The sequence below is a fragment of the Hymenobacter sp. YC55 genome, from assembly GCF_029433095.1.
Lineage (GTDB): Bacteria > Bacteroidota > Bacteroidia > Cytophagales > Hymenobacteraceae > Hymenobacter.
Window position 1 is genome coordinate 1,891,507 of record NZ_JARNTX010000001.1, and the last position, 23,420, is coordinate 1,914,926.

Sequence of the window (23,420 nt, forward strand, 5' to 3'; positions counted from 1 at the left end):
AGGTATATAAATGAATAGGACCCGATGGAAAGAAATAATTGCAATTAATTTAATAATAGGGCTTATAATTCTATTGCCTTTTTTACCAGGGCCGAGTTATTTAAGTAGGCTGGCAAATACATTATTCAATTTACTCCAAATTGGAAGCTTCTTCGGACTTATACTAGTACCATTTGGAGTATTTTGGGCTCTCCAATTAGGAAGAAAAGAAAGTAATAAGAGGAATATTTTACCGATACTGCTATTCACAGTTCCTGTGCTGGTATTCACATTATCAATGTGGGGAGCTGATTCAGCAAGGCGCTTAAGCAGAAACGTCGCAATAAAAAATGCAGGCGAGCTAATAGATGCTATAGATAGATACAAGGAAAAAAAACACCAGTACCCGGCAACTATAGTCGACTTAGTGCCTGATTACATAAATGGTGTGCCAAACCCTTGGATCATGGGAATTGCTGGATATGAATACGAGAGGAAAGCAGATACATACAATTTAGTGTTTATACAGAATGTACTTGTTGGTTTTAATTATGAAGTTGTAGTGTACGATCCAACAAAGAATCACAAAGCGCAAGGGAAGCTGCAGACTTTATATAGCACTGAAAACTCTATGTGGAAATATTATATCTACGACTAGTAATTGCTGATCTATAGGTTATAAAAGTCATTCGAAATAAGAAGCATTCTATTCGGAACTAGCATACTTCAAAGTGCCCAAAACCAAGCAGCCCCGCTTCTACCGGAAACTGGTAGGAGCGGGGCTGCTGTACGCAACTAAGCGAGCTTAAAACTGCGGGGTCGGTACCGGAACAGGTGACACAGGGTGGCCAGTCTGGCCTGCTGGTTGCTCCGACATAGGAGTGATGTTGATAGCTTCAACAGACCGAATTTCGGGAACAGCCTTCTTTACTGACTCTTCCACACCAGCTTTGAGCGTCATCGGCGACATGGGGCAGGTGCCGCAGGCCCCGAGCAACTCCAGGCGCAGCACCATGTCGTCGGTGATTTCCAGTACCCGCACGTTGCCGCCGTCGGCCGCCAGATACGGGCGGATGCTATCCAGCGCCAACTCGATACGGGATAGGAGGGGATGGTCTTCTACGGCAGCGGAATGCGTCATAAATCACTGATTTTAATGGCTTACCTGCTTCCGTAGATGCAAGTCAACCATGAGGTAATGCAAAGGTAAGGCTTCTGGCGAGTAAAAAGTAAACCAAGTTTGATCCAGCAAAGTTGCTGGATCCGTAGCGTTGAGCTTAGAAGGTGGTGTCTTGCCCTTTACAAGCTGCAGGAGCCAACGTGTCGCTTCTAGTGCTAGACTAAACAGGTAGAAATCTAGTTCCCTCCTCAGCCGAAGAGGGGCTAGAGATGCTAACCAGCCGTTGTTTGCTTACACCATCATAGCTAAGCGCAACTTAAGCATCTGGCGTGCTGAGGTTGTCAAAGTAACTGTCATGCTGAGCTTGCCGAAGCATCTCGCTCGACTCGTTGAGCTGACAGAGGGGTTTACCACACTAGCGAGATGCTTCGGCAAGCTCAGCATGACAAGACCACTGCAACGCCAACATACAGGATGCTAAATAAACTCAACTGATGGTCTGTGTGCTTAGACCGCAACGCTTACTAGGAGTTCATTTCCACAATATTCGTCTTAGGAGCCACGGCATTGCGGATGGACACTTGCCGGGCTAGTTCTTCGGCTAGCTGGCCAAACAATTCAGCAGCGGGAGTGCCGCTTTGCAGAATAGCCGGGGTGCCGAAGTCGCCGTTTTCGCGGATGCTTTGTACCAGCGGTATCTGGCCGAGCAGCGGTACTTGGTGCTTTTCAGCCAAGGCCGTGCCACCGCCTTCACCAAAGATGAAGTACTTGTTTTCAGGCAGCTCAGCGGGCGTGAACCACGCCATGTTTTCCACCACACCTAATACAGGCACGTTGATTTGGGGCAACCGGAACATCTGCAAGCCTTTTTCGGCATCGGCCAGTGCTACTTTCTGCGGCGTGGTTACGATGACCGAACCCGTAACGGGCACAGTTTGCACCATGGTCAGGTGTATATCCGAGGTTCCGGGGGGCATGTCGAGGAGCAGGTAGTCTAGCTCGCCCCAATCCACTTCCGTAATGAACTGCTTGAGGGCCGACGATGCCATGGGGCCACGCCACACAATGGCGCTTTCAGCGGGCGCCAGGAAGCCGATGCTCATGATTTTCACGCCATAGGCCTCGATTGGCTGAATCTGGTTGCGGCCGTCGGGGGTGCGGAACACGTGCGGACGGGCGTCTTCCACGCCAAACATGAGGGGCATACTCGGGCCCGAAATATCGGCGTCTACCAGCCCGACTTTGGCGCCGGTGTTAGCCAAGGCAATAGCTAGATTGGCTGTAACGGTGCTTTTGCCTACGCCACCTTTGCCCGAAGCAATGGCAATGATGTTGCGCACCCCGGGGAGGATGTCGCGATTCTGGCGCATGGTGGTCACGCGCGAGGTCATTTTGATTTGCACGTCGGCGTCCTTGTCTACCATGGTGTGAATGGCCCGGACGCAGGCGTTGTGAATCAGTTCTTTAAGTGGGCAAGCCGGCGTAGTGAGGACCACAGTAAACGACACGGTGCGGCCGTCGATGTGCACGTCCTCAATCATGTTGAGCGTGACAAGATCTTTGCCCAAATCGGGCTCCTCGACGTAGCTGAGGGCCTTCAGGACGTCTTCTTGGGTAATAGCCATATCGTGAGTAGGGAAATACGAATGCGAACTACAAAGATAACCCCGAAATGGGGTAGGAGGTTGCCCTTGCGCTCGGGAGCTTATAGAAGGCTAGGACTAGCCACGAGGTTGTGTAGCAGTTGCGCAAGAGGAAGCCTGCTTTTTCGGGCGCCCAACGACTACTTGCTGTTACCGCGGATAGTAGCGCTACAACGCGCGGTATCTGCCTACCTTTGCTAGCAGTATGGCCCGCATCCCCAAAGAACTAGTCGATCAAATTATTCACCACGCCGATATTGTGGAGGTGGTTGGTGACTTTGTAAGCCTGAAACGGAAAGGCCAGAATATGTGGGCCTGCTGCCCGTTTCACCACGAAAAATCGCCGAGCTTTTCGGTAGCACCAGCCAAAGGACTCTACAAGTGCTTCGGGTGCGGTAAGGCGGGCGGGGTGGTGCAGTTCATCATGGACATCGAGGGCACCAGCTACGTGGAAGCCCTGAAGTACCTGGCCAAGAAGTACGGCATCGAGGTCGAAGAAGAAGAAAAAACGCCCGAGCAACAACTCGCCCAAAACGAAAAGGACTCGCAGTTCATCGTCTCGAACTGGGCCAAAGACCACTACCACAAGCTGCTGAAGAGCAGTGACGAGGGCCAGAGCATTGGGTGGAGCTACCTGCGCCAGCGCGGCCTCAACCAAACCACCATTGCCACCTTCGAGCTCGGCTACTCCCTCGACCAGTGGGACGACCTGCTGAAGTCGGCCACGGCCGCGGGCTTCGAGCAAAAGTACCTAGAGAAAACCGGCCTCGTGATTCGCCGCGACGACGATCAGGGCCACGACACCGGCCGCCGCTACGACCGTTTTCGGGGCCGCGTCATGTTCCCGATCCACAACGTGTCGGGCCGGGTGATTGGGTTTGGCGCACGCACGCTTAAGCCCAACGACAAGACGGCTAAGTACCTGAACTCGCCGGAATCCGAGATTTACCACAAGTCGGATGTGCTCTATGGGCTCTACCATGCCCGGCAGGCCATCCGGACCGAGGAACTGTGCTACTTGGTAGAAGGCTACCTCGACGTGCTTAGTTTGCACCAAGGCGGCATCAAGAACGTCGTAGCCTCGTCGGGTACCTCGCTCACCGACGGCCAAATCCGCCTCATCAAGCGCTATACCGACAACGTAACTGTGCTCTACGACGGCGACGCGGCCGGTATTCGGGCGTCGTTGCGCGGCATCGACATGCTGCTGGAAGGCGGCCTGAACGTGCGCGTGGTGCTGTTTCCCGACGGCGACGACCCCGACAGCTACATCCGCAAAGTCGGCGACCAACGCTTCAAAGACCACTTAGAGCAAGCTAGCCAGGACTTTATCCAGTTCAAAACCGACTTGGTATCGCGCGAAGCGGCCCAAGACCCGGTAAAGAAAGCCGAAGCCATTCGGGAGGTGCTGCAAAGCATAGCCAAAGTGCCCGACCCCATCAAGCGGCAGGTGTTTTTGCAACAGACCTCGCAAACCTTCGGCATCGACGAGCAAGTGCTCATCACCGAGTACAACAAAATAGCTCGGCAGACCAGCCCGAAAGCAGCCCCAAGCACGAGCACCAGTGGTGGAAGCGAGCAGCAACGGCCACGAACCGCCAGCCCTACGCCAACCGGACAAACACCGGCTGCTGCGCGGCCCGCCCCGCGGCCTATGAGTCCGGACGAGGAAGCGGAGGCGCTGATGTACGGGGCTTCGCCGGAAGACCTGATGGGCGGGGGCGGCGACTTGCAAACCATCACCCGCGAGGACCTAGAGCCCATACCCGACGTGCAGGAGCAGTGCGAGCGGGAAGTGGTGCGGCTGCTGCTGCTGTACTCGGCGCAGCCGCTGGCTCCCGAAGTCAGCGTGGCGCAATACCTGTTCGGGCAGCTCGACGACACGCCTTTCAAAACGGGCATCTATGCCGACCTGCTGCACCTATGCCGCGAGGAGCTGACCCAAGGCCGCTGGCCGGAAATCCGGACCCTGATTCAGCACAGCCGCTCCGATATTCGGGCCCTTATTGCCGAACTAGCCACCGAGCGGTACGAGCTAAGCCCCAACTGGACCACTCACCAGATTCACGTGCCCCGCGAGCTGGACCTCATCCAAATAGCCTGCGACAACGCTATTCTGCGCCTCAACAAAGTGAACGTGGAACGGGAGTTGGCAACTCGGCTTGAGGCGCTGCGGCATCCGCTCGATGATGCGACCATGATGGAGCATCTGCAAACCATCCGGGCCCTCAAGCAAATGGACAACGAACTGGCCCGGCTGCTTGGTACTGTGTTGTCGCGCGGCGCCTAGGTTGCCCCTGCACGAAGGCTGCATTATGGCTGCGTTGGCGAGCTACTAATGCAATATGGCCTGTTTACAAGGCGGTGCTAGCCGGTGGGTCTTGCTTTCTTGTCAACAAATTTCTAATTCAGTACCATAATTTAGAATTCCCGAGGAATGTGGAAGCGTCTTAACCTAAGCCGATTCTTGCTGGCGGTGCTGCTAACCATCGGCAGCTTCGGGACCGGCATTGCCGGGTTCATGATCATCGAGGGCTTCGGGGTGATTGATGCCTTCTACATGACCATGATTACCGTTTCCACGGTAGGCTTCGGAGAATTGCATCCGCTCTCGCCGCCGGGTCGGCTGTTCGTTTCACTTTACATTTTCTTTAACCTGCTCGTAGTTGCCTACCTCTTGTCGGTATTGACTACCTACATCTTCGATGGCGAGCTGCGCAACATGTTCAATATGCTTCGGACCGACCAAGAAATTCGCGGCTTCAAAGACCACGTAATTGTGTGTGGCTTTGGGCGCAATGGCAGCAAAGCCTACCACGAGTTGCGGGCTAGCGGGGCCCAGGTGGTCATAGTCGAGCAGGATGAGAACCTGCTCAAAGCAGCCAGCGAAGCCACCGGGGGTACTATTCTGGCCGTGTTCGGCGATGCTACCGCCGACGACACCTTGCGGGCCGCCGGTGTTTCGCGCGCCCGCGCCCTCATCACGTCTTTGCCTAAAGATGCCGACAATGTGTTTGTGGCCCTCACGGCCCGCGAGCTGAACCCTACTATCAAAATTATTGCCCGCGCTAGCCTCAAAACCAGCGAGCACAAGCTCCTGCGCGCCGGTGCCGACTCGGTGGTAATGCCCGATGAAATAGGCGGTTCCCACATGGCCAACCTGGTGATGCGCCCCGAAGTAATCCGGTTTTTGGATATGATTTCGGGTCTCGGCCCCAACAAGCTTCGGCTCGAGGAAATGCGCCCTGAAGAGCTGCGCTACGAGTGGCGCGCCCGTAGCATTCGGGAACTCGACATACGCTCCCGCACCGGTGCCACCGTCATTGGCCTCAAACACCACGACGGTGAGCTACAAGTGAGCCCTAGCGCTGATACCGTGCCGGTTCCTGGTGACGTACTGTTGTTTCTGGGCACCGACGAGCAAATAAACGCGCTGGTGAAACTGTTTCGAGCGTAGGCTAGGGTTCTTCGCTTTGGCTTTGCCGCCTGCACGTTCTTTGTAGCTTTGCCGTCCCAACCCACCTCCTTTAACGTGCATATTCTGCAAGTTTGTCCGCGCGTCCCTTTTCCACCTACCGACGGGGGCGCAATTGCTATGTACGACGTAGCTGCGGGCCTTATTCGGGCGGGGCACCGCGTGACGGTGCTGGCCCTGAACACGCCCAAGCACCACCAACCCGCCGATGCACTAGCCCACCTTGGCCCCAACCTGCGCCTCGTAACGGTGGATGTAGACACGCGCCTGTCGCCGACAAAGGCGCTGCGCAACCTGCTGGCCAGTAAGCTGCCCTACAATGTAGAGCGGTTTGTAAGCGAGGAAGCCGCCGCTCAACTCGCCGAGATTTTAAGTGCAGAAGAAATAGATGTCGTTCAGTTGGAAGGCACGTTTGTGGCTTGGTACGAAGGCGTGGTGCGGCGTGTAGCGCCCGAGGTACCGGTGGTAGTGCGGGCCCACAACGTGGAGTACACTATCTGGCAAATGCTGGCCCAGCGCGAGCGAAACCCACTTAAGAAGCTATACCTGCGTCATTTGGCGGGTCGGATGCAGCAGTTCGAACAGTATTATCTGCCGCGCTTCGACGCCGTAGCGGCCATTACCGAGCCCGATCAGCAGCGCCTACGAGACTTGGGCTGCAAAGAGCCCGTGGTGTTTGTGCCGGCCGGCGTGCAGCTGGAGCGGTTTCAGCCTGATGTTTCCATCCAGCCCAAGCCGCATACTTTGTTTATGATTGGTACGCTGAACTGGCTGCCCAATCAAGAAGGCCTCGACTGGTTTCTAACCGAAATCTGGCCGCAGGTGCACGCCCAATACCCTAAGCTGGAGCTGCATTTGGCCGGCAAGGAAATGCCCGCGCGGTTCCGGGAGTTGCAGTTGCCCAACGTGGTGGTGCATGGGTTTGTCGAGTCGGCTCAGTTGTTTATGCAGCAGTACGAGGTGATGCTGGTGCCCTTGCTGAGTGGGGGCGGCATGCGCATCAAAATCATCGAGGGCATGGCCTTGGGCAAGTGCATTCTAAGCACCATGTTGGGCGCCGAAGGCATCCACGTCCGCGACGAGCACGACATCGTGCTGCGCGACACCCCGGCTGCTTGGGTGGAAGCCATTGGGCGCTACTACCACGGCCAATTGCCCGCCGACCTTATCGGGCGTGAGGCTGCGCACACCATCGTACGCCTCTACGATAACCGTCGGGTGGTGGAGCGTTTTCTGGACTTATACAGCGTGGTGCAGCAGCGCCGGGTTGAAACGGCGTAAGTTTGCCGGCAATGAAGCTCCTTGTTCTCCTGTCTCGCTTTCCGTTTCCCCTCGACAAAGGCGATAAACTGCGGGCTTACCACCAGCTCCGTTACTTAGCCCGTCACCACGAAGTCTGCCTCTTCTGCCTTTCCGACGAAGAAGTGTCGGCAACTGCTTATGAGGCCGTTCGGCCGTTGTGTGTGGGCGGCTTACACGTGCAGCGGCTCCGGCGGCCAGGTATTGCCCGCAATATGGCGCTGGCCCTGCTTCAAGGATTGCCCTTTCAGGTTGGCTATTTCTATGATGCCCGCGTGCAGCGCCGCCTCGATGCCCTGATCCGTGAGTTTCAGCCCGACCAGGTCTACTGCCAGCTTATCCGGATGGCGCATTACGTGCGTTCATATGCGGGCCGCTTGCCCATGACGCTGGATTACATGGATGTATTCTCGACGGGGATGTTGCGCCGCGCCGACCAAAGCTCTTGGGCTGAAGGCAAGGTGTACACCCGCGAAGGTCGAAGCTTGCAAGCCTACGAAGCCGCAACCTTCGATTGGTTTCAGTCTCATACCATCATTTCCGAGCAAGACCGCCAACTCATTGAGCACCCGCGGCGCGAGGAAATCCGCATCGTGCGCAACGGTATCGACACCGAGTTCTTTGCGCCCCGTATGGTTGCCAAAACGCACGATCTTCTGTTCTGCGGCAACATGAGCTACCACCCCAACGTGGATGCCGTCGAATTTTTAGCCCTCGAGATTCTGCCGCTGGTGCGGCGCGCGCACCCGGCGGCGCGGCTGCTTATTGCGGGTACTACCCCCGCGCCACGGGTGCTGGCCTTGGCTTCCGACGCCGTTACGGTTAGCGGCTGGATTGATGATATTCGGGATGCTTATGCGGCTGCCCGCGTGTTTGTAGCACCCATGCGCGTTGGGACGGGCTTACAGAATAAGTTGCTCGAAGCTATGGCCATGAAGCTGCCTTGCATCACCACCCCGTTAGCCAACAATGCCTTGCACGGTCGTGCAGGCCATGATTTGTTGGTTGGGGAGTCGGCAGTGGAGCTAGCCGAATGCATTACCTCCTTGCTTACTGATACCGATTCAGCAACTCGCTTGGCGGCGCAAGGCCGAAAATTTGTGCAAGAGCACTATGATTGGGAGGCATCTACCAACCAACTCGAAACATTGTTCGAGACTACTAAAGTCAGCTAAAAGGTCACCAGGTTGCTGGTGAGCTGTATGTGTAAGCGTCATAAATATCACCGCTTATTTTCTGCTCATGGTTAGCAACTAGCGGGAAGCATTTAAAGACTAAGTAGGTTAGGGGCGGCTGAGTTTGAGGTAGTAATTCTTGGGCTGCTTCAGTAAATGAAGCTATCATGAAGCACTGCGAAAGCACTCTACAAGAGAAGGTCGTATCTGACCATAGTAGTTCACTCAGCAGGGCGGCGTACTGCTGAAAAACAGCCTTTCATACGATTGCGCTAAGCGCAGGTGGTGAAATTCTGTTGATTTTGTATTATATCAACTTTTTATTTGATTATGATGCGCAAAAACAGCGTTTAAGGTACAGAACAAACGATTGTATTAAGAAACGCCATTATAATATTTCTACATCAATTTGGATTAATACTTCATATGGCATAATTTTGAAAACATATAATTTAAAGCTTACTGTGGGGATTGCTATTTTACATATGAAAAATTCAATCATGTGTTTCATAGTTGCTACCACGTTATAGTTTTACATTCAAATAATGATATCTTTGGAAAAGGTTGATTGGGAAAGCGTAAAAGCGGTGATTTTCGATGTCGACGGCACGTTGTACAATCAGTCGCGGCTTCGCTCGAAAATGCTCTTTGACCTGCTCGGCTATTACGCTCTTCGACCTTGGCGGCTGCAGGAAATGCGCATTCTGCAGAAGTTTCGGTCCGAAAGGGAGAAACGCCCAGGCCAGTCGATACCTGATCTACAGAACGCTCAATACACTTGGTGCACAGACTACCCGTTTGAAAAAGTTAAGCGCGTAGTTGACTACTGGATGTTTCATCATCCCAACCAATATCTAGCAAGTTGCGTATACCCCGGCGCGCAATCTTTCTTCTCTGCTCTGCGCCAACGTGGTATCACCATTGGCATCTACTCTGACTACCCAGCTCAAGATAAGCTTGATGCTATGAACCTAGCTGCTGACATCATCGTCAGCTCTACCGATCCGCACATCAATCACCTCAAGCCCGCCCCCCAGGGCTTACTGTACCTGACGGCCGAACTAGGCATCTCGCCCGCCGAGTGTCTTTTTATTGGCGACCGACCCGAACTCGACGGCGTTTGCGCTGAGCGCGCCGGTATGCCTTGTCTGATTGTCGACAAGCAGCCTTTCGACCAATTCACGTTCTACAAACAACTAGAAAACCAACTTGTCGCCACTTTAACGACTCCCGCTCATGGATAAAGCGTCTATTTCTGCCTCTCCTGAGGTAATGCCGACCGAAGGTCTCGTGACCCGGGTACCAGCTGGTATAGCTGACTACATCGCCATTGCCCGGCCCGACAACTGGGTGAAGAACGTGTTTATGATGCCGGGCGTGCTCTTCGCTCTCATCATCTACAAAGTTCCGCTCGACACCGCTCTTTTCGTTAAGCTGGTGCTTGGCTTGATCAGCACTTGCTTGGTTGCTTCCGCCAACTACGTTATCAACGAGTACCTCGATGCCGAGTTCGACAAGTTTCACCCCCTGAAAAAGCAGCGTACCTCGGTGGTGCGGGTGGTAAACCCAGCGCTGGTTTACACCGAGTGGTTCTTGCTAGCAGCCGTTGGTTTCTTCTTGGCTTATCAAATCAGCCTTCAGTTCCTGCTGATTTCCATCTTCTTGCTGGTAATGGGCGTGATCTACAACGTGCGTCCGCTCCGTACCAAAGAGCGGGTGTATCTGGACGTGCTGTCGGAGTCGGTTAACAACCCCATCCGCTTTATGCTCGGTTGGTTTATTGTAGCGCCTGCTCTCACGTCGGTTACGTTCAGCGGCTCTTCGTTCTTCAACAGCTTGCCTCCTTCCAGTATCATTATCGCCTACTGGATGGGTGGTGCTTACCTGATGGCTACCAAGCGTTTCGCCGAGTATCGCCTGATCAAAAACCCCGAGTTGGCTGGTCTCTATCGTCGTTCTTTCCAGTTCTACACCGAGAACAGCTTGCTGATTTCCATGTTCTTCTACGCCCTCACCTCGGCGTTCTTCCTGGGTATCTTCCTGATCAAGAACCGCATCGAGTTGCTGCTTAGCTTCCCTTTCTTCGCCTTGCTTTTTGCTTGGTACTTGAAGATCGGTTTGCTGGAAAACTCGCCGGTGCAAGGTTCGGAAAAGCTTTATACGCGTAAGTGGTTTATGACGTACGTGGTGCTGTTCTGCCTGCTGTTGGTTACGCTCATGTTCGTCCGGATTCCGGTACTTTCTCCCTTGCTCGAAGCGCAGTTTAGCTTGAACAAGTAAGCATAGCATTGCCCGGAGTACTCCTGATACACTACCAAACTTAGCTTCGTGCCCATAGCTCCCCGTGAGTTATGGGCACAGTTGCTTTATAGACTGCTGGTTTCGCCTTATCATTGAGGCGGCCAAGCTTGCGGTGTAAGGCTGGTACTGACCAACAGAGCACGCTGTAGATAAAGAAAGAGGAGGTTGTTAGCCAGAAACTTTTCCGATAGAGATGAACAAGAACCTACGCATTGCCATAGTGGGCTGCGGTAATATGGGGCAGGCCTTTGCCAAAGCATTCCTGCAATACAACCTCGTAGCGCGCACCGATATGCTACTAGTAGGCCGCGACGATGCGCACTGCCAGCGCCTTCACGCCAGCCAGTTGGGACTGCCAACGGGTCTAGTGTCCGCGGCCGTAGGCGACTACGATGTGGTGCTGGTGGCCGTGAAGCCGCAAGATTTTGGGCGGGCCGCCGACGGCTTGCGGCGCGTGTTGCAACCCCAGCAAACGGTGGTTTCCATCATGGCTGGTATTCCCATCGCGCGGTTGCAGCGCGAACTCAATCATCAGCAAGTATTGCGAGCCATGCCCAACACGCCCGCTTTGCTGGGCATGGGCATCACCGGTTTTTCGGCGGCCCCAGAGGTGGAACGTAGCCAGCTGCACCAGGTAGAGAACTTACTTAATGCCACGGGCCGGTCCATTTTTCTGGAAGACGAGAGTTTGCTCGACGCCGTAACCGCCGTAAGTGGCAGCGGACCAGCTTATTTCTATTACATCGTGCAGGCCATGATGCGGGCCGGTCAGGAGCTTGGGTTTTCTGAATCGGTGGCCGGTTTGCTGGTGAAGCAAACCATGCTAGGGGCATTCCACTTGCTCAATAACTCCGACCAAAGCCTCGACCAACTGATTGCTAATGTGGCCTCGAAAGGTGGCACCACCGAAGCGGCTCTGCGAGCCTTCCGCGCCGGCAACCTCGCTGATACGCTGGTTGATGGCATAAAAGCCGCCCAGCAGCGGGCCACGGAGCTGGCAAAAGAGTAGAAGGCGAAAACAGAGAAACCCGCAAAGGCGAAGTTGATGTTCTACCCGTGCAAGGAGCAGGAGAGGGCCATCCATTTCGCCTTTTCTTATCTATCAATTTTACTGTTTCAGCGCTTACAATTTCACCTCTCGTAACTTCGCACCGCTGTTGGTAGTTGTTCTTCAGCTTTGCGATTAGGTTGCTAACCAAGAAACCCCGCTAAATACTTTAATATCAGCGTAAAATCAGCTTTCCATGCTTGATTCCATAGAAGACGCCATTGCCGATATCCGGGCGGGCAAGGTAGTAGTGGTAGTAGACGACGAGGACCGTGAAAATGAAGGCGACTTTATTTGCGCGGCTCGGTGTGCCACGCCCGAAATCATCAATTTCATGGCCACCCACGGTCGGGGGCTCGTGTGTGCCCCGCTTATTGAGGACCGTTGCGAAGAGCTCGGGCTGGAGCTAATGGTGGGCCGCAACACCGCCCTGCACGCCACTCCCTTTACCGTCAGCGTCGATCTGCTGAAGAACGGCGTTACCACCGGTATTTCGGCCTCCGACCGTTCCAAGACCATTCTGGCCCTCATCGACCCCGAAACCAAGCCCGAAGAACTAGGCAAGCCTGGTCATATTTTCCCGCTGAAAGCTCGTAAAGAAGGCGTGCTGCGCCGCGCCGGACACACCGAGGCAGCCGTAGATTTGGCCCGCTTAGCCGGTTTCGAGCCCGCGGGTGTACTGGTAGAAATATTGCGCGAAGACGGCGAAATGGCCCGCTTGCCCGAGCTACGCGCTGTGGCTACCAAGTGGAATCTGAAGCTGATTTCGGTGCAAGACTTAATCAAGTACCGCCTAGCCAAGGAAAGCTTAATCTCGCGCGATATTTCGGTGCGGATGCCCACCCAGTGGGGCGATTTCGACTTATACTCCTTCACGCAAAGCTCCAACGGTGCCCAGCATCTAGCGTTGGTAAAAGGAGACATCTCCACGCCCGAGCCGGTGCTGGTGCGCGTACACAGCTCCTGCGTGACGGGCGACATCTTCGGCAGTTGCCGCTGCGACTGTGGTCCGCAGCTGCACAAAGCCATGGAGCAAATCGAGCGCGAAGGCCGCGGTGTAATCGTATACATGAACCAGGAGGGCCGCGGTATCGGGCTGCTCAACAAGCTACGGGCGTACAAACTCCAGGAGCAGGGGCGCGACACCGTAGAAGCCAACGTAGAGCTCGGGTTCGGGGTCGACGAGCGGGATTATGGCGTGGGCGCGCAAATCCTGCGTGACTTGGGTATCAGTAAGATGCGTTTGCTGTCTAACAACCCGCGCAAGCGTACCGGCCTGATCGGCTACGGATTAGAAATCGTGGAGTCGGTGGCTATTGAAATCGAACCCAACGAGCACAACCAGAGCTACCTGGCTACCAAGCGCGACAAGCTCGGGCACACCATTATGGGCACCAATCTCGCCCCGCATGTAAGTCCGGATACGGCTTTAGGAGTCGGTTAGAACAGCGTAATAGCCTTGCTTGAACAGCCCATACGGTACTCGTACGGGCTGTTTTTTATTTAAAGCTAGTCGTGTCAATATCACATATACATGTGAATGGGTTGATTTTCAGAGGATTGAACCATATATTCAATAAATACGATTATACAGCAACCCATGCAACGACGCTCTTTCCTTCAACTGTCTTTGGCCGCTCCGGCGGTAGCCTATACAGCACCATTGGCCTTGGCTGCTGCGCCTGTGGATGGTACGAACGACGAAACTCCTCAAAAAGGAATTCTAGTAAGAAACGGCGACGACCGGACCAATCAGCCGTTCGAGTTTCTAGATGCCACGTTTACCGTGAAAGTATCGGCCAAAGACACCCAGGGGCGCTGCGTCATTTTCGACACTTTGCGGCGGAGCAAAATAGGCCCTATTCTGCACGTGCATCTTAAGATGGACGAATGGTTTTATGTGCTCGACGGGGAATTCAAGTTTCAGGTAGGAGAGGAGGTTATGCGCCTGAAGACCGGGGATACCATGTTCGTACCGCGCAATGTGAAGCATGCCTTTGTTAAAACGAGCGAAGGGGATGCGCGCCTGATTGTGATGCACCAGCCAGCCGGCACTATGGAAGAGTATTTTCGTACTGCCAGCAAGATGCCCTACCAACGCCCGGAAGCCCGGAAAGAGTTGGCGGCGAAGAATGATACCATCTTCGTAGGCGGCCAGCTGAGCCCTGATTGAATCCGGGCTAGGTGTGCGGTAAGCGGTGCGTTTTAATGAACCCGGGGATACAATAGTAGGTTAGAACAGATACTAGGGCCGGCTGCGGGCTGGTCCTGAAAAACGACGCTGCTGCGGCAGCCCCTCGTTTTTTCGGTTATCTTTCTGCTGCTATGACCATGTATCGTTTTGCCGTCACTTTCCTGGCTGGGCTGCTGGCAGTGGCCCGCACCGCCGAGGCCCAACAGTCTGCTTTTGTTCAACAATTTGCGGGCAGCACCATCCTGCTCACCAACGGCGATACCCTCCGCGGCCCGGTTACGCTCCGCCGCGACCAGGACGTGCTCATGATGGCGCAGCCCGACGGCACCGTCACGACGCTCTCGGCGGTGGCTATCAATAGCTTCGCGGTGAAGGGTGAGAATCGGGATAGCCGCCGAGCTACCGGCTACTACGACAACTTCTACGATGCCCGCAACGGCTACTACTACGGCAATCCGTTCTATGGCTCCCGGCGCACCGAAGAGTCGGATCTGAACCGAGTGCGCGTGTTCCGGACCTACCGCTGGAACCACGGCAACGACTACAGCGACTTCAAGTCGCCGGCGTTTTTCGAGCAGCTTAGCAATGGGCCCCGCATGTTGCTCCGCCGCGAATCATTGATGCAGCGCACCGTGACCTCTTCCGGGCCCTATGGGTATGGGGGGTATGGCTATGGCAACCCCTACGGCGCTGGCCGCTACGCCGGTACCTATACCGAAATGAAAGACGACTTTTTTCTGGCCACTCCGGCGGGTGACGTTATTGCGCTGCGCAATCCTAAAAAGGATCTGCTGAACGTGTTTCGCGGCCAGTCCAAACAGCTAGAGCAGTATGCCAAGCAAAATCAGCTAAGCTTCACCGTAGCGCGCGAGTTAGCTTTCATTGTGAACTATGCTAACTCATTGGTGAAGGAAGAAGCTAAGTAGCCTAAGTGCCTCCCAGCAAAAAAGCCCTGCTATACAGCAGGGCTTTTTTGTGGTATGTACCCATGGCCCTTGTGCTTCCTGAATCTTGTTTGGGCGCAAGGGTGCGGTGGGTTTGTTGTTCTAACGGCCGAGTAAGCGTAGCGTGTTCGGATCTTGAGCGCCCTGGTAAAACTTGTCGAGCACGCGCTGAAAGACAGGGCTGGCACCGGGCAGGGACGCAAACAACGTCATCGACGATTTCAACTTAACATCGTCGGGGCTACCCATGATGGTGGTGGCATTCGAGCTGGAAAGTTCTAACAGCGCGTTGGAGATGTCGAGTAGCCGCTGGCCGAGTACCGGATGCTGGCTATACTGCTCGGCTTCCGCGGCATCTGCCAGCCCGTAGTATTGGGCGGTACTGCTTACCCCTAGGCCTTTTAGCTGAGGGAAGACGTACCACATCCAATGGGTTTGTTTTCTGCCCCGCTTAATCTCAGATAAGGCAGTGGCGTACGAAGTTTCCTGGGCTTCTACAAAGCGTTGTAAGCTGCTCTCGTTGCTCATTTGATGGTGGATAGTTCCGGAATAAAGTGGTTTGAAGTAGTCTACATAACTCGTGGGCTACCGATAACGCGCATGTTCAACGGGGCTACTATGCCTGTGTTGGCTTAATGTTCCACTTGTAGTCTGCTCCGCAATAGTTGGCCGTCAGTAGATGTTACTTCCACCACATATATGCCGTTGGGCAAGGCAGAAATATCCAGGCCGGAGTCAACTTGTTGGCGCTTCTGCGTTAGGCGTACCTGGCCGTAACTGTCGCGCACCACAGCTTGGCTCCAGTCGTTGGCATCAGTGTTTAAGAATACCTGCGTGGCACCAGGGTTGGGATGAATAGAAAGCTTGTCGGCGCTGCTAGTGGCCTGTGCGTCTTGCGAGGCATTGTTGGAATCTATGCGCCATACTTCCAGTCCCGAAAGGTTGGCGGCTCCACCGTGCGCTTCCAGGTTGAGTGCCCCGTCGGTAATAGTGGTCCGCCACGGGCCTAGTTTGTTCCACCGGCCTTGGCCTTCGCTATTGTAGTCGCTCAAAACCCTGTTGTTCTCCAACTCGATGTTGAAGGTTTCCGGGTGGTTGTCTTCCCAAACGTACAAGTAGACGTCGTAGGTGCCGCTGGGTACTGCGTTTAGCGTAAGCGAAACAGCGCCTCCCCAAATCATGGAGCGAATCATGTGCGCCCGGTCTGAGTCCGTTTCTGGAGTAAGCGTTACGTCTTGGTTTTCGTATGTGTGGCCCGAGAACGAAAAATTAGCTGTCGAGCTGCTTTCCCAGGCGTTGCCGTCGAGGTGCAGCGCCGGACCGTTGAGGTTGATGGCACGGTAGAAGCTGGCCGTGGGGTTTCCTATACTGCCTTCCCGGTACAAAGAAGAAGCAGGAATAGCTGATTTGCCAATGCCCGGACCTTCGTAGTTAACATCAAATTCCTGCCCCCCTGTGCTTTCAAAGAAGGTTACGGTCAGGGCGTGCTTGCCGCGCTGCAAGCCAATCGTGCCTGAGCGTTCGTGCAAGCTGTGCAGGCCGTTGTTGTCCACAACCAGATGCGAGTCGATGAAAAGCTGCGAACCGTCGTCGGAGGAAGTGAAGAAGGTGTATTCGCCGTCAGCGGGCACGTCGATGTAGCCCGTGTAGCGAAAAGCAAAATGTTCGTCGCGGTTGCGCGGTGCTAGCGTCGGCCAAGGGGTCTCGCCTTCCTTGGCGGGGGCTAACATGTCGAAATTCGGTAGTTCTCTCCAACTGCCTTCGTAGTACTGGTAGTTTAAACCTGCCGTCACATTTTCAGGGTTAACTGCCGGGAGCAGATAGGGCGACGGGGCCGGAGTAAGTAAGGGCTGGAGAGCTTGGTACCACTTCGACGCCATTTTTTCCTCGCCCTCTTCATTGGGGTGCACCCCATCGTAGGTGTCGGCGTAGGCGTTGAAATTGGCGTTCTGATCTACAATAGTCACGCTCGATTGCGCGGTGTTCTTTTGCCCGGCCAGCCCGCCCAACGCCTCATTCAGGGCGCTAATGGTGCCGTTTTCGCTGCGGGTAGTAGGTATTAGCTTGGCTAGTAGTAGCTTAACATTGGGGTTGACGGCCCGCAGCCGATCTATAATCTGGCCGACTTCGTTTACTGTACTGTTTACACTTTGTCCCTGAAGCACATCGTTGGTGCCTACGTGTAGCAGCACAATGTCAGGCCGGTTGGCGGCGGCCCAATCGTTGACCGAGTACAGCAACTCATCTGCTCGCCAGCCCCAGTGGCCTTCGTTGCTGAGGTCGAAGTCGGTGTTCTGGGGCGGCCCACCAAAGTTGGTGTCATGGCTGCCCACAAAATCGACGTAATAGCCGCCGTTTTGCAGCTTTATCCAGAGTGCGCGGCGGTAGCTGTTGTGTAGCGCGGCGCCCTGCGTAACCGAGTCGCCGAAAGGCATAATCTTTACTTGCGCCTGAAGCACTGCTGGTAAACTCAGCAGCAACAGGGTCAGGGCAAGCAGAGCCTTGTGAAATTGAAAAAAAGCGGGAGGTGAAGACAAATTCGTGGAAAAGTCTTGTTTCACAGCAACGGGTTTTGGTGGTAGAAAAGGAAAGAGCGGTCTGTATGGTTGACTAGGTTTGGCAGTGGAACAGCAGAATACCGCGTTTTGCCTTAGCCCCAACGGCTAAGGATATGCCAGTGATACAGAAAACCTTACAGAGAAAGTTTCAATTGCCGTAGCGCGGAGCTGACAATTGAATAATTATAAAAGTACGATATAAATATTTAAGGGTTATATGAATTGGCACTATAACGTTAAAAATTTATATTAAAAATATGTTAATTTAGTTATATTATATCTTGCTTTACCCTAATGGCATGCGTTTATAATTGACCGCTACAGTTTGATTTGTAGTGGCTTATAAATTATTTACCGGTAGATAGGGGTACTGCTAAGCCTTACGAGCTTATAAGTCTCGACTGCGCAATACAAAGTAGCTCAGGCCCCAAAAAACTGCTGTGTACACTAGTGCTAATGGTAAGGCTTGAGTAGGCAATAATGCTACTGAGGGCCCCGTCATTGTGTCGAGCACCTCCTGGCCGGGCATAGGTGTGAGGCTATTGAAGATTTTGGCAGGAAGGTAGCGGTCTAGCTCATCGGGGAGCGAAAAGCGTAACAGCGGCTCGACCACCCAGGCGTAAAGTAGAAACAGCAGAATAGATGGGCCGCTTCGGCGCACGAGCACAGCCAACAGGGCTGCTAAGGACAGCAAGCCTAGTACCTGCACCCCGTACAGTGCCACGGCCGTAATGCCTACTGTGGCTTGATTGGCGGTATCAGCGGCCCGGGTTAGGCCAAAATAGAAGCCGAGTCCCAGCACCGTTAGCATACCGAATGCCGCCAGCAGACCTGATACCAACAGTTTATTTTGGAGCAGTTCTGCCACAGATGCCCCATCAATAACTTGTTGGCGGAACGTGCGAAACTGAAATTCGTCGGTTATCAGAATAACCAGCAAAATGCCAAGCAGCAAATTGAAGTAGCTAGCCACATAGGCGAGTTTCTGCCACAGCCCGGGAAAGGTGTAAAGTGTAGCGCCCACCTGCTGCCCATTGAGTACCACGTTGCCCCCCGCCGATACAAACAGCGCTAAGAGTACTATGAACAGCGCTAGAATTATCCAGACAGTACGGTAGGGGAGAATTTTGCGAAGTTCAGCGCGGAACATATGCGGGGGAATTATAGAATAGTTGAGATGGTAAGAAGCTACATACTTGGTTGTTCCGCTGGCTTATTGAACTGCCAACTGTCGAACAACTCCATCATGTAGCCCTTCATTTTGTTAGTTCCAAGAACTGTGCTTCCAGACTGCGGTGGCGCACTTCCAGGCCGGCCAGCGCAATGCCCTGGGCAAACAACGCGCGGTTTAGATCGGCCGAACCTTGGCCCGCGCTTAAGGCGACACTGAAGGACCCGGCCGTTTCGGGCCGCACATCTGATACCCAAGGCAGCGTTGCCAAGGCTTGCTGGAGGGTAGTGGCGGAAGTATCCGAAGCGGGGCGCAGCACTACTCGATCGGCAGTGGCGAGAATGTTGTGCACGGGGCCGGCGGCGCGTAAGTCGCCGCGCTGGAGTACGGCCACGTGGGTGCACACTTTCTCGATTTCGTCGAGCAGGTGACTGGCAATGATGATGGTTTTGCCGTCGGCGGCCAGGCGCGTAACCAAGCCGCGCACTTCAGCAATGCCTTGCGGGTCGAGGCCGTTGGTGGGCTCATCGAGCACCAGCACTTCCGGGTTGCCAAGCAGGGTGGAGGCCAGCGCCAAACGCTGCTTCATGCCCAGCGAGAAACCTTTGAAGGCATCGTGCTGACGCGTGCCTAGACCAGTTACATCCAGTGCCCGATCGACGGTGCTTGGGTCAGCGTGCTTCACATCGGCGGCGAGCAGCAGATTTTGGCGGGCCGAGAGATAGGGAAAAAAGTTAGGCGTTTCGAGCAGTGCCCCCACGCGGCGGCGGTTGCTAGCAGAGGGTGCCTGCCCAAACCAACGGACGCTCCCCCCCGACGCCCGCAGCACGCCTAAGGCAATACCGAGGGTAGTGGTTTTGCCGCTGCCATTAGGTCCAAGCAGCCCGTATACACTGCCCGGTTCCACGCTCAGCGTAAGGTTGCGCAAGGCAGTGGTGCTGCCGTAGGCTTTGGAAAGATTGTTGAGTTCGAGGATAGCCATGGCGCGAAGCTATAAGGAAACAACGTCATTGTAATTGACGCAATGTAAAGCTCTATGCTTGTGCTGTATTTGCAGAAGGCTCCTTCGCTTCATTGCAATACTATTTCTTGCTGTAGTGAAATAGTAGCTTGAATAGCAGGAATGTTAAAGGCAAGCAGTCAGGTACTTGCGGGATATTATTCAGTAGCCAATTTTCCGCCTTGCCAGCGCGCAACTGGGTAGCGCATGTGGGTAGGTTCATAGTATTTGGAATGCCGGTATACCCACTCCAACTGGGACGCGCCGCTTTTTGCTAAGGCTGGATCTTGCTGCTTTTGCTTTTCCAGTTGCTCGCGCAGTGCCGGGTCGCGGCGTAGTAAGTCGGCTGCTACATCCTCGAATACATAGTCAGAGAAATGCTCTTTCTGCTGCAGGATACTATCGAAAAAACCCCAGGCGAAATAGGAGTCGGTGGCTTGGGGTTCCAGCATTTCGACCAGGAAACGGGCAGTGGTATTGTCGAGGCGGGCTACGTAGTCGCCGCGGTAGTAGCGGAGGGGCTGCTGGGTGGTGCGCACCGTAACGCCGCTGTGCAGGTAGTGTCCTTCGTAGGGGCGCGGGCTGGTTTTATAGTCCTCGATGTAGTACACCTCGGCCGTGAGGGTAGTGTCGTGGGCGAGGCGCTGCAAGGGGGCGCCGGCCACGCGCAGCCGGTCGAGCACCTCAGTCCAAGCTTGCGGAATCAGATACGCCTGCGGGCGCGAAACCGTGACCGTGGGCCGGAAGGTGTTGTAGTAATTGAGCTGGCGAGTGAATGGGGCTTTGCGGTCGTAGTAGAGGCGGGGTTGGCCGCTTACCTCGCTCGGCTTGGTCTTGCCGGTGTAGCCCCGAAAGTTGACTTTGTCTGCTGCCGTCGTATCGAGCTTCCAGGCCAGCGGGAAAGTAGTTTGAGCGCTAAGCTTTTGAGTTGCTTGGCTTCGGGCTTGCGTTAGGGCTAGTACATCGGTATGCACAAAGCGTAGCAACACGTCCAGGAAGTCATAGGTGGCTTGCACGCGGGGCGTGTAGGCTTTCAGCATGTGCGTCTCCGTCACGAAGCCAATGGTGTTGAAGAGCGTGGTGTAGCCAGTGGAGTAGCGCGGAGTTTCCAGAAAGCCGACCAGGCCACGGGCATCGGGCGTTTGGCCTTCAAAATCCACGTAGGGCGTGAGCGGCGACTTGTGCTTGTCCATGCCGGTGTTCAGGGCGGGGAGCAGGCGCTGCGTTAGGTAGTCGCTCAGAGCGGGTGCCAGCTTGTTTTTCTGCGTGGCAATCAGCGTCATGGTGTATTGGTAGTCTGCGCCGTTGGAAGTGTGGGTGTCCACAAAGATGTCGGGCTGCCAGCGGCGGAAAAGCTCGGCAAACGAGCGGGCATTGCGCGAGTCTTGCTTTACGTAGTCCCGATTCAGGTCGAGGTTGCGGGCGTTGCCGCGGAAGCCGTAGCTCTCGGGGCCGTTCTGGTTGGTACGAGTGGTGGAATTGCGGTTGAGCGCCCCGTCCACGTTGTAAATCGGGATGACTACCAGCGTCATGTTGTCTAGCTGGCGCCGCAACTCTTTCTTTTGCACGTAGTCGCGCACCAGCGCCATGCTGGCGTCAATGCCTTCGGGCTCGCCGGGGTGGATGCCGTTCTGGATTAAAACCACTGGCCGAGAACGTTCTTGGCTGTTGGCGGGCTCAAACTTACCATCGAGTGCCACTACTACCTCGTGCAGCGGTTGGCCGCTGTCGGTGGGACCCACTACGCGCATCTGAATTTCGGGGTAGGCAGCGTCCAGCTTCTGATAATAAGCAATGCACTCCGCGTAAGTGGCAGTGGTATTGCCGTTGCCCTTCTCGAAAGGCGTGCGCCAGTCTTCTTTAGGCGGTGAGGCAAGCAGCAATGTAGACAGTAGGAAAGAAAGCATAGACAGGAGCAAGGTTCAAGCCCCGAAACTAGCGTTTCCCTGCAGAATGTACACGTAAAGCAAGGAATAGTCCGATGCACTACCCTTGTCGCGCTTTAACTGCTAGATAGAAGGAGAAGAAAATCAATGCATATAACCAGAGTGGTCATGCTGAGCTTGTCGAAGCATCTCGCTCGAATCGTTGCAATAGCGTTCGAGTTTACTACACTAGCGAGATGCTTCGACTGCGCTCAGCATGACCACTCTGGTTATATGGCGACGTTTTGGTTATGGCAATGTGTCTGGATGGCCACGCCAAGCTTGCCAAAGCATGACCATCCGGAATAGTCTGGATGCAACCTAATCAACCAGCCCGCGGGTGATACCCATTTCCAGACCACGCAACTCGGCTAAACCACGGAGGCGGCCGATGGCCGAATAGCCGGGGTTGGTTTTCTTGTGCAAGTCGTCGAGCATTTGGTGGCCATGGTCGGGGCGCATGGGCAGGCGTACCTGGCGCTGCTGCATTACCTGCACCAGCTCGTACATCACGGCGTACATGTCTACGTCGCCTTCCAAGTGGTTGGCTTCGTAGAAATTGCCATCGGCGTCGCGCTGGGTGCTGCGCAGGTGAATGAAGTGGATACGGTCGGTGAACTGGCGTACCATGGCTGGCAAATCGTTGTCGGGCCGTACGCCAAACGAGCCGGTGCAGAAGCACAAGCCGTTGTGCTTGGAGGGCACGGCGTCGGCGAGGGCCTGCACATCGGCAGCGGTGCTCACCACGCGCGGCAACCCCAGAATGGGATAGGGCGGGTCGTCGGGGTGAATGGCGAGGTTGATGCCCACTTCCTCGGCCACCGGCACAATTTCCTGCAGAAACAAAATCAGGTGCTCGCGCAGTTTAGCCGCATCAATGCCTTGGTAGGCATCGAGTGCCGATTGAAACTGCCCCAGCGTGAAGCTCTCTTCACTGCCCGGTAGCCCGGCAATGATATTGCGCTGCAACAGTTGTTTTTCGGCGTCGCTCATACCAGCAAAGCGGGCTTCCGCCTGCGCCAGCTCCTGCGCCGTGTAGTCTTGCCGGGCATTGTGGCGCTGAAGCAGCAGCGTATCGAAGGCCACGAAAGCGGCTTTCTCGAAGCGAAGAGCTTTGGAGCCGTCTTCTACTTCGTAGGCCAAGTCGGTGCGGGTCCAGTCCAGCACCGGCATGAAATTGTAGGTAACCGTGTAGATACCGCAGGTCGCCAAGTTGCGCAACGACTCCTGGTAGTGCTGGATGTAGCGCTGAAAGTCACCGATGCGGGTTTTGATGTGCTCGTGTACCGGCACGCTTTCCACCACGCTCCATGTCAGGCCGGCGGCGGCTACTTCGGCTTGGCGCCGTTGGATTTCCTCTACCGGCCATACCTCGCCGTTCGGGATATGGTGCAGGGCCGTTACCACGTCGGTAGCGCCGGCTTGCCGGATGTCGGAGAGGCTAACAGGGTCGTTGGGGCCGTACCAGCGCCAGCTTTGCAAAAGGGGCATAGAAGTCGGGTTCTTATACTAAAAGTGGAAGGAACGCAAGTATACACGATAGGCGAGGCCAGACAACACCGCCAGCTCATAGGCAGCGCGTGTTTCC

At 54.9% G+C, this 23,420-nt stretch carries 19 protein-coding genes; 11 read left to right on the forward strand and 8 right to left on the reverse strand.

Annotated features, from left to right (window positions below; all coding sequences use genetic code 11):
- Positions 1-10 precede the first annotated feature (10 nt).
- Positions 11-637 carry a hypothetical protein gene (locus P1X16_RS08030; RefSeq protein WP_277227425.1) on the forward strand — a complete coding sequence of 209 codons (627 nt, stop codon included), beginning with the start codon at positions 11-13 and terminating at the stop codon, positions 635-637.
- A gap of 147 nt (positions 638-784) precedes the next feature.
- Here P1X16_RS08030 and P1X16_RS08035 read toward each other — a convergent pair whose 3' ends face one another.
- Positions 785-1,120 carry a NifU family protein gene (locus P1X16_RS08035; protein ID WP_277227426.1) on the reverse strand — a complete coding sequence of 112 codons (336 nt, stop codon included), beginning with the start codon at positions 1,118-1,120 and terminating at the stop codon, positions 785-787.
- Positions 1,121-1,623: 503 nt separating this feature from the next.
- A complete protein-coding gene (locus P1X16_RS08040; protein ID WP_277227427.1) occupies positions 1,624-2,724 on the reverse strand; it encodes an Mrp/NBP35 family ATP-binding protein in 1,101 nt (366 codons plus the stop codon).
- Positions 2,725-2,947: 223 nt separating this feature from the next.
- On the opposite strand from P1X16_RS08040, the gene dnaG reads away from it, so the two are divergent.
- The 10 genes from dnaG to P1X16_RS08090 all read left to right on the forward strand — a co-directional run bounded on the left by dnaG (position 2,948) and on the right by P1X16_RS08090 (position 15,160).
- Positions 2,948-5,032, forward strand: a complete 2,085-nt coding sequence (gene dnaG / locus P1X16_RS08045) for a DNA primase (RefSeq protein WP_277227428.1) — start codon at positions 2,948-2,950, stop codon at positions 5,030-5,032.
- Between the two features lie 147 nt (positions 5,033-5,179).
- Complete coding sequence (locus P1X16_RS08050) at positions 5,180-6,199, forward strand: potassium channel protein (RefSeq protein ID WP_277227429.1); 1,020 nt, start codon at positions 5,180-5,182, stop codon at positions 6,197-6,199.
- A 48-nt stretch (positions 6,200-6,247) separates the two neighbouring features.
- A complete protein-coding gene (locus P1X16_RS08055; protein WP_277227430.1) occupies positions 6,248-7,498 on the forward strand; it encodes a glycosyltransferase family 4 protein in 1,251 nt (416 codons plus the stop codon).
- Between the two features lie 11 nt (positions 7,499-7,509).
- On the forward strand, positions 7,510-8,691 hold the full coding sequence (locus P1X16_RS08060; protein WP_277227431.1) for a glycosyltransferase: 1,182 nt from the start codon (positions 7,510-7,512) through the stop codon (positions 8,689-8,691).
- A gap of 545 nt (positions 8,692-9,236) precedes the next feature.
- Positions 9,237-9,935: an HAD family hydrolase gene (locus P1X16_RS08065; RefSeq protein ID WP_277227432.1), complete on the forward strand. Its 699-nt coding sequence runs from the start codon at positions 9,237-9,239 to the stop codon at positions 9,933-9,935.
- A complete protein-coding gene (locus tag P1X16_RS08070; protein WP_277227433.1) occupies positions 9,928-10,971 on the forward strand; it encodes a UbiA family prenyltransferase in 1,044 nt (347 codons plus the stop codon). Before P1X16_RS08065 ends, P1X16_RS08070 begins: the two co-directional genes overlap by 8 nt.
- A 214-nt stretch (positions 10,972-11,185) precedes the next feature.
- A complete protein-coding gene (proC, locus tag P1X16_RS08075) occupies positions 11,186-12,001 on the forward strand; it encodes a pyrroline-5-carboxylate reductase (protein WP_277227434.1) in 816 nt (271 codons plus the stop codon).
- Between the two features lie 235 nt (positions 12,002-12,236).
- Positions 12,237-13,484 carry a bifunctional 3,4-dihydroxy-2-butanone-4-phosphate synthase/GTP cyclohydrolase II gene (locus P1X16_RS08080; protein WP_277227435.1) on the forward strand — a complete coding sequence of 416 codons (1,248 nt, stop codon included), beginning with the start codon at positions 12,237-12,239 and terminating at the stop codon, positions 13,482-13,484.
- Positions 13,485-13,640: 156 nt separating this feature from the next.
- Entirely contained in the window at positions 13,641-14,213 is a 573-nt protein-coding gene (locus tag P1X16_RS08085) for a cupin domain-containing protein (RefSeq protein ID WP_277227436.1), read from the forward strand.
- A gap of 158 nt (positions 14,214-14,371) precedes the next feature.
- Positions 14,372-15,160, forward strand: a complete 789-nt coding sequence (locus tag P1X16_RS08090) for a hypothetical protein (RefSeq protein WP_277227437.1) — start codon at positions 14,372-14,374, stop codon at positions 15,158-15,160.
- A 120-nt stretch (positions 15,161-15,280) separates the two neighbouring features.
- Here P1X16_RS08090 and P1X16_RS08095 read toward each other — a convergent pair whose 3' ends face one another.
- From P1X16_RS08095 to uxuA, 6 genes are all read right to left on the reverse strand, one after another.
- Positions 15,281-15,706: a DUF1810 domain-containing protein gene (locus tag P1X16_RS08095; RefSeq protein WP_277227438.1), complete on the reverse strand. Its 426-nt coding sequence runs from the start codon at positions 15,704-15,706 to the stop codon at positions 15,281-15,283.
- Between the two features lie 104 nt (positions 15,707-15,810).
- Positions 15,811-17,715 carry a GDSL-type esterase/lipase family protein gene (locus P1X16_RS08100; RefSeq protein ID WP_277227439.1) on the reverse strand — a complete coding sequence of 635 codons (1,905 nt, stop codon included), beginning with the start codon at positions 17,713-17,715 and terminating at the stop codon, positions 15,811-15,813.
- Positions 17,716-18,124: 409 nt separating this feature from the next.
- Entirely contained in the window at positions 18,125-18,886 is a 762-nt protein-coding gene (locus tag P1X16_RS08105) for an ABC transporter permease (RefSeq protein ID WP_277227440.1), read from the reverse strand.
- A 106-nt stretch (positions 18,887-18,992) separates the two neighbouring features.
- A complete protein-coding gene (locus P1X16_RS08110; protein ID WP_277227441.1) occupies positions 18,993-19,889 on the reverse strand; it encodes an ABC transporter ATP-binding protein in 897 nt (298 codons plus the stop codon).
- Between the two features lie 176 nt (positions 19,890-20,065).
- Positions 20,066-21,814, reverse strand: coding sequence for a M14 family metallopeptidase (locus P1X16_RS08115; RefSeq protein ID WP_277227442.1), 1,749 nt, complete (start codon positions 21,812-21,814; stop codon positions 20,066-20,068).
- Between the two features lie 339 nt (positions 21,815-22,153).
- Positions 22,154-23,323: a mannonate dehydratase gene (uxuA, locus tag P1X16_RS08120; RefSeq protein WP_277227443.1), complete on the reverse strand. Its 1,170-nt coding sequence runs from the start codon at positions 23,321-23,323 to the stop codon at positions 22,154-22,156.
- Positions 23,324-23,420 lie beyond the last annotated feature (97 nt).

What these genes read in the sequence shown, in the direction of transcription:
- P1X16_RS08030 (WP_277227425.1), top strand. Translation starts at nt 11, where the DNA reads ATGAATAGGACCCGATGGAAAGAAATAATTGCAATTAATTTAATAATA.
- P1X16_RS08035 (WP_277227426.1), bottom strand. Translation starts at nt 1,120, where the DNA reads ATGACGCATTCCGCTGCCGTAGAAGACCATCCCCTCCTATCCCGTATC.
- P1X16_RS08040 (WP_277227427.1), bottom strand. Translation starts at nt 2,724, where the DNA reads ATGGCTATTACCCAAGAAGACGTCCTGAAGGCCCTCAGCTACGTCGAG.
- dnaG (WP_277227428.1), top strand. Translation starts at nt 2,948, where the DNA reads ATGGCCCGCATCCCCAAAGAACTAGTCGATCAAATTATTCACCACGCC.
- P1X16_RS08050 (WP_277227429.1), top strand. Translation starts at nt 5,180, where the DNA reads ATGTGGAAGCGTCTTAACCTAAGCCGATTCTTGCTGGCGGTGCTGCTA.
- P1X16_RS08060 (WP_277227431.1), top strand. Translation starts at nt 7,510, where the DNA reads ATGAAGCTCCTTGTTCTCCTGTCTCGCTTTCCGTTTCCCCTCGACAAA.
- P1X16_RS08065 (WP_277227432.1), top strand. Translation starts at nt 9,237, where the DNA reads ATGATATCTTTGGAAAAGGTTGATTGGGAAAGCGTAAAAGCGGTGATT.
- P1X16_RS08070 (WP_277227433.1), top strand. Translation starts at nt 9,928, where the DNA reads ATGGATAAAGCGTCTATTTCTGCCTCTCCTGAGGTAATGCCGACCGAA.
- proC (WP_277227434.1), top strand. Translation starts at nt 11,186, where the DNA reads ATGAACAAGAACCTACGCATTGCCATAGTGGGCTGCGGTAATATGGGG.
- P1X16_RS08080 (WP_277227435.1), top strand. Translation starts at nt 12,237, where the DNA reads ATGCTTGATTCCATAGAAGACGCCATTGCCGATATCCGGGCGGGCAAG.
- P1X16_RS08085 (WP_277227436.1), top strand. Translation starts at nt 13,641, where the DNA reads ATGCAACGACGCTCTTTCCTTCAACTGTCTTTGGCCGCTCCGGCGGTA.
- P1X16_RS08090 (WP_277227437.1), top strand. Translation starts at nt 14,372, where the DNA reads ATGTATCGTTTTGCCGTCACTTTCCTGGCTGGGCTGCTGGCAGTGGCC.
- P1X16_RS08095 (WP_277227438.1), bottom strand. Translation starts at nt 15,706, where the DNA reads ATGAGCAACGAGAGCAGCTTACAACGCTTTGTAGAAGCCCAGGAAACT.
- P1X16_RS08105 (WP_277227440.1), bottom strand. Translation starts at nt 18,886, where the DNA reads ATGTTCCGCGCTGAACTTCGCAAAATTCTCCCCTACCGTACTGTCTGG.
- P1X16_RS08110 (WP_277227441.1), bottom strand. Translation starts at nt 19,889, where the DNA reads ATGGCTATCCTCGAACTCAACAATCTTTCCAAAGCCTACGGCAGCACC.
- P1X16_RS08115 (WP_277227442.1), bottom strand. Translation starts at nt 21,814, where the DNA reads ATGCTTTCTTTCCTACTGTCTACATTGCTGCTTGCCTCACCGCCTAAA.
- uxuA (WP_277227443.1), bottom strand. Translation starts at nt 23,323, where the DNA reads ATGCCCCTTTTGCAAAGCTGGCGCTGGTACGGCCCCAACGACCCTGTT.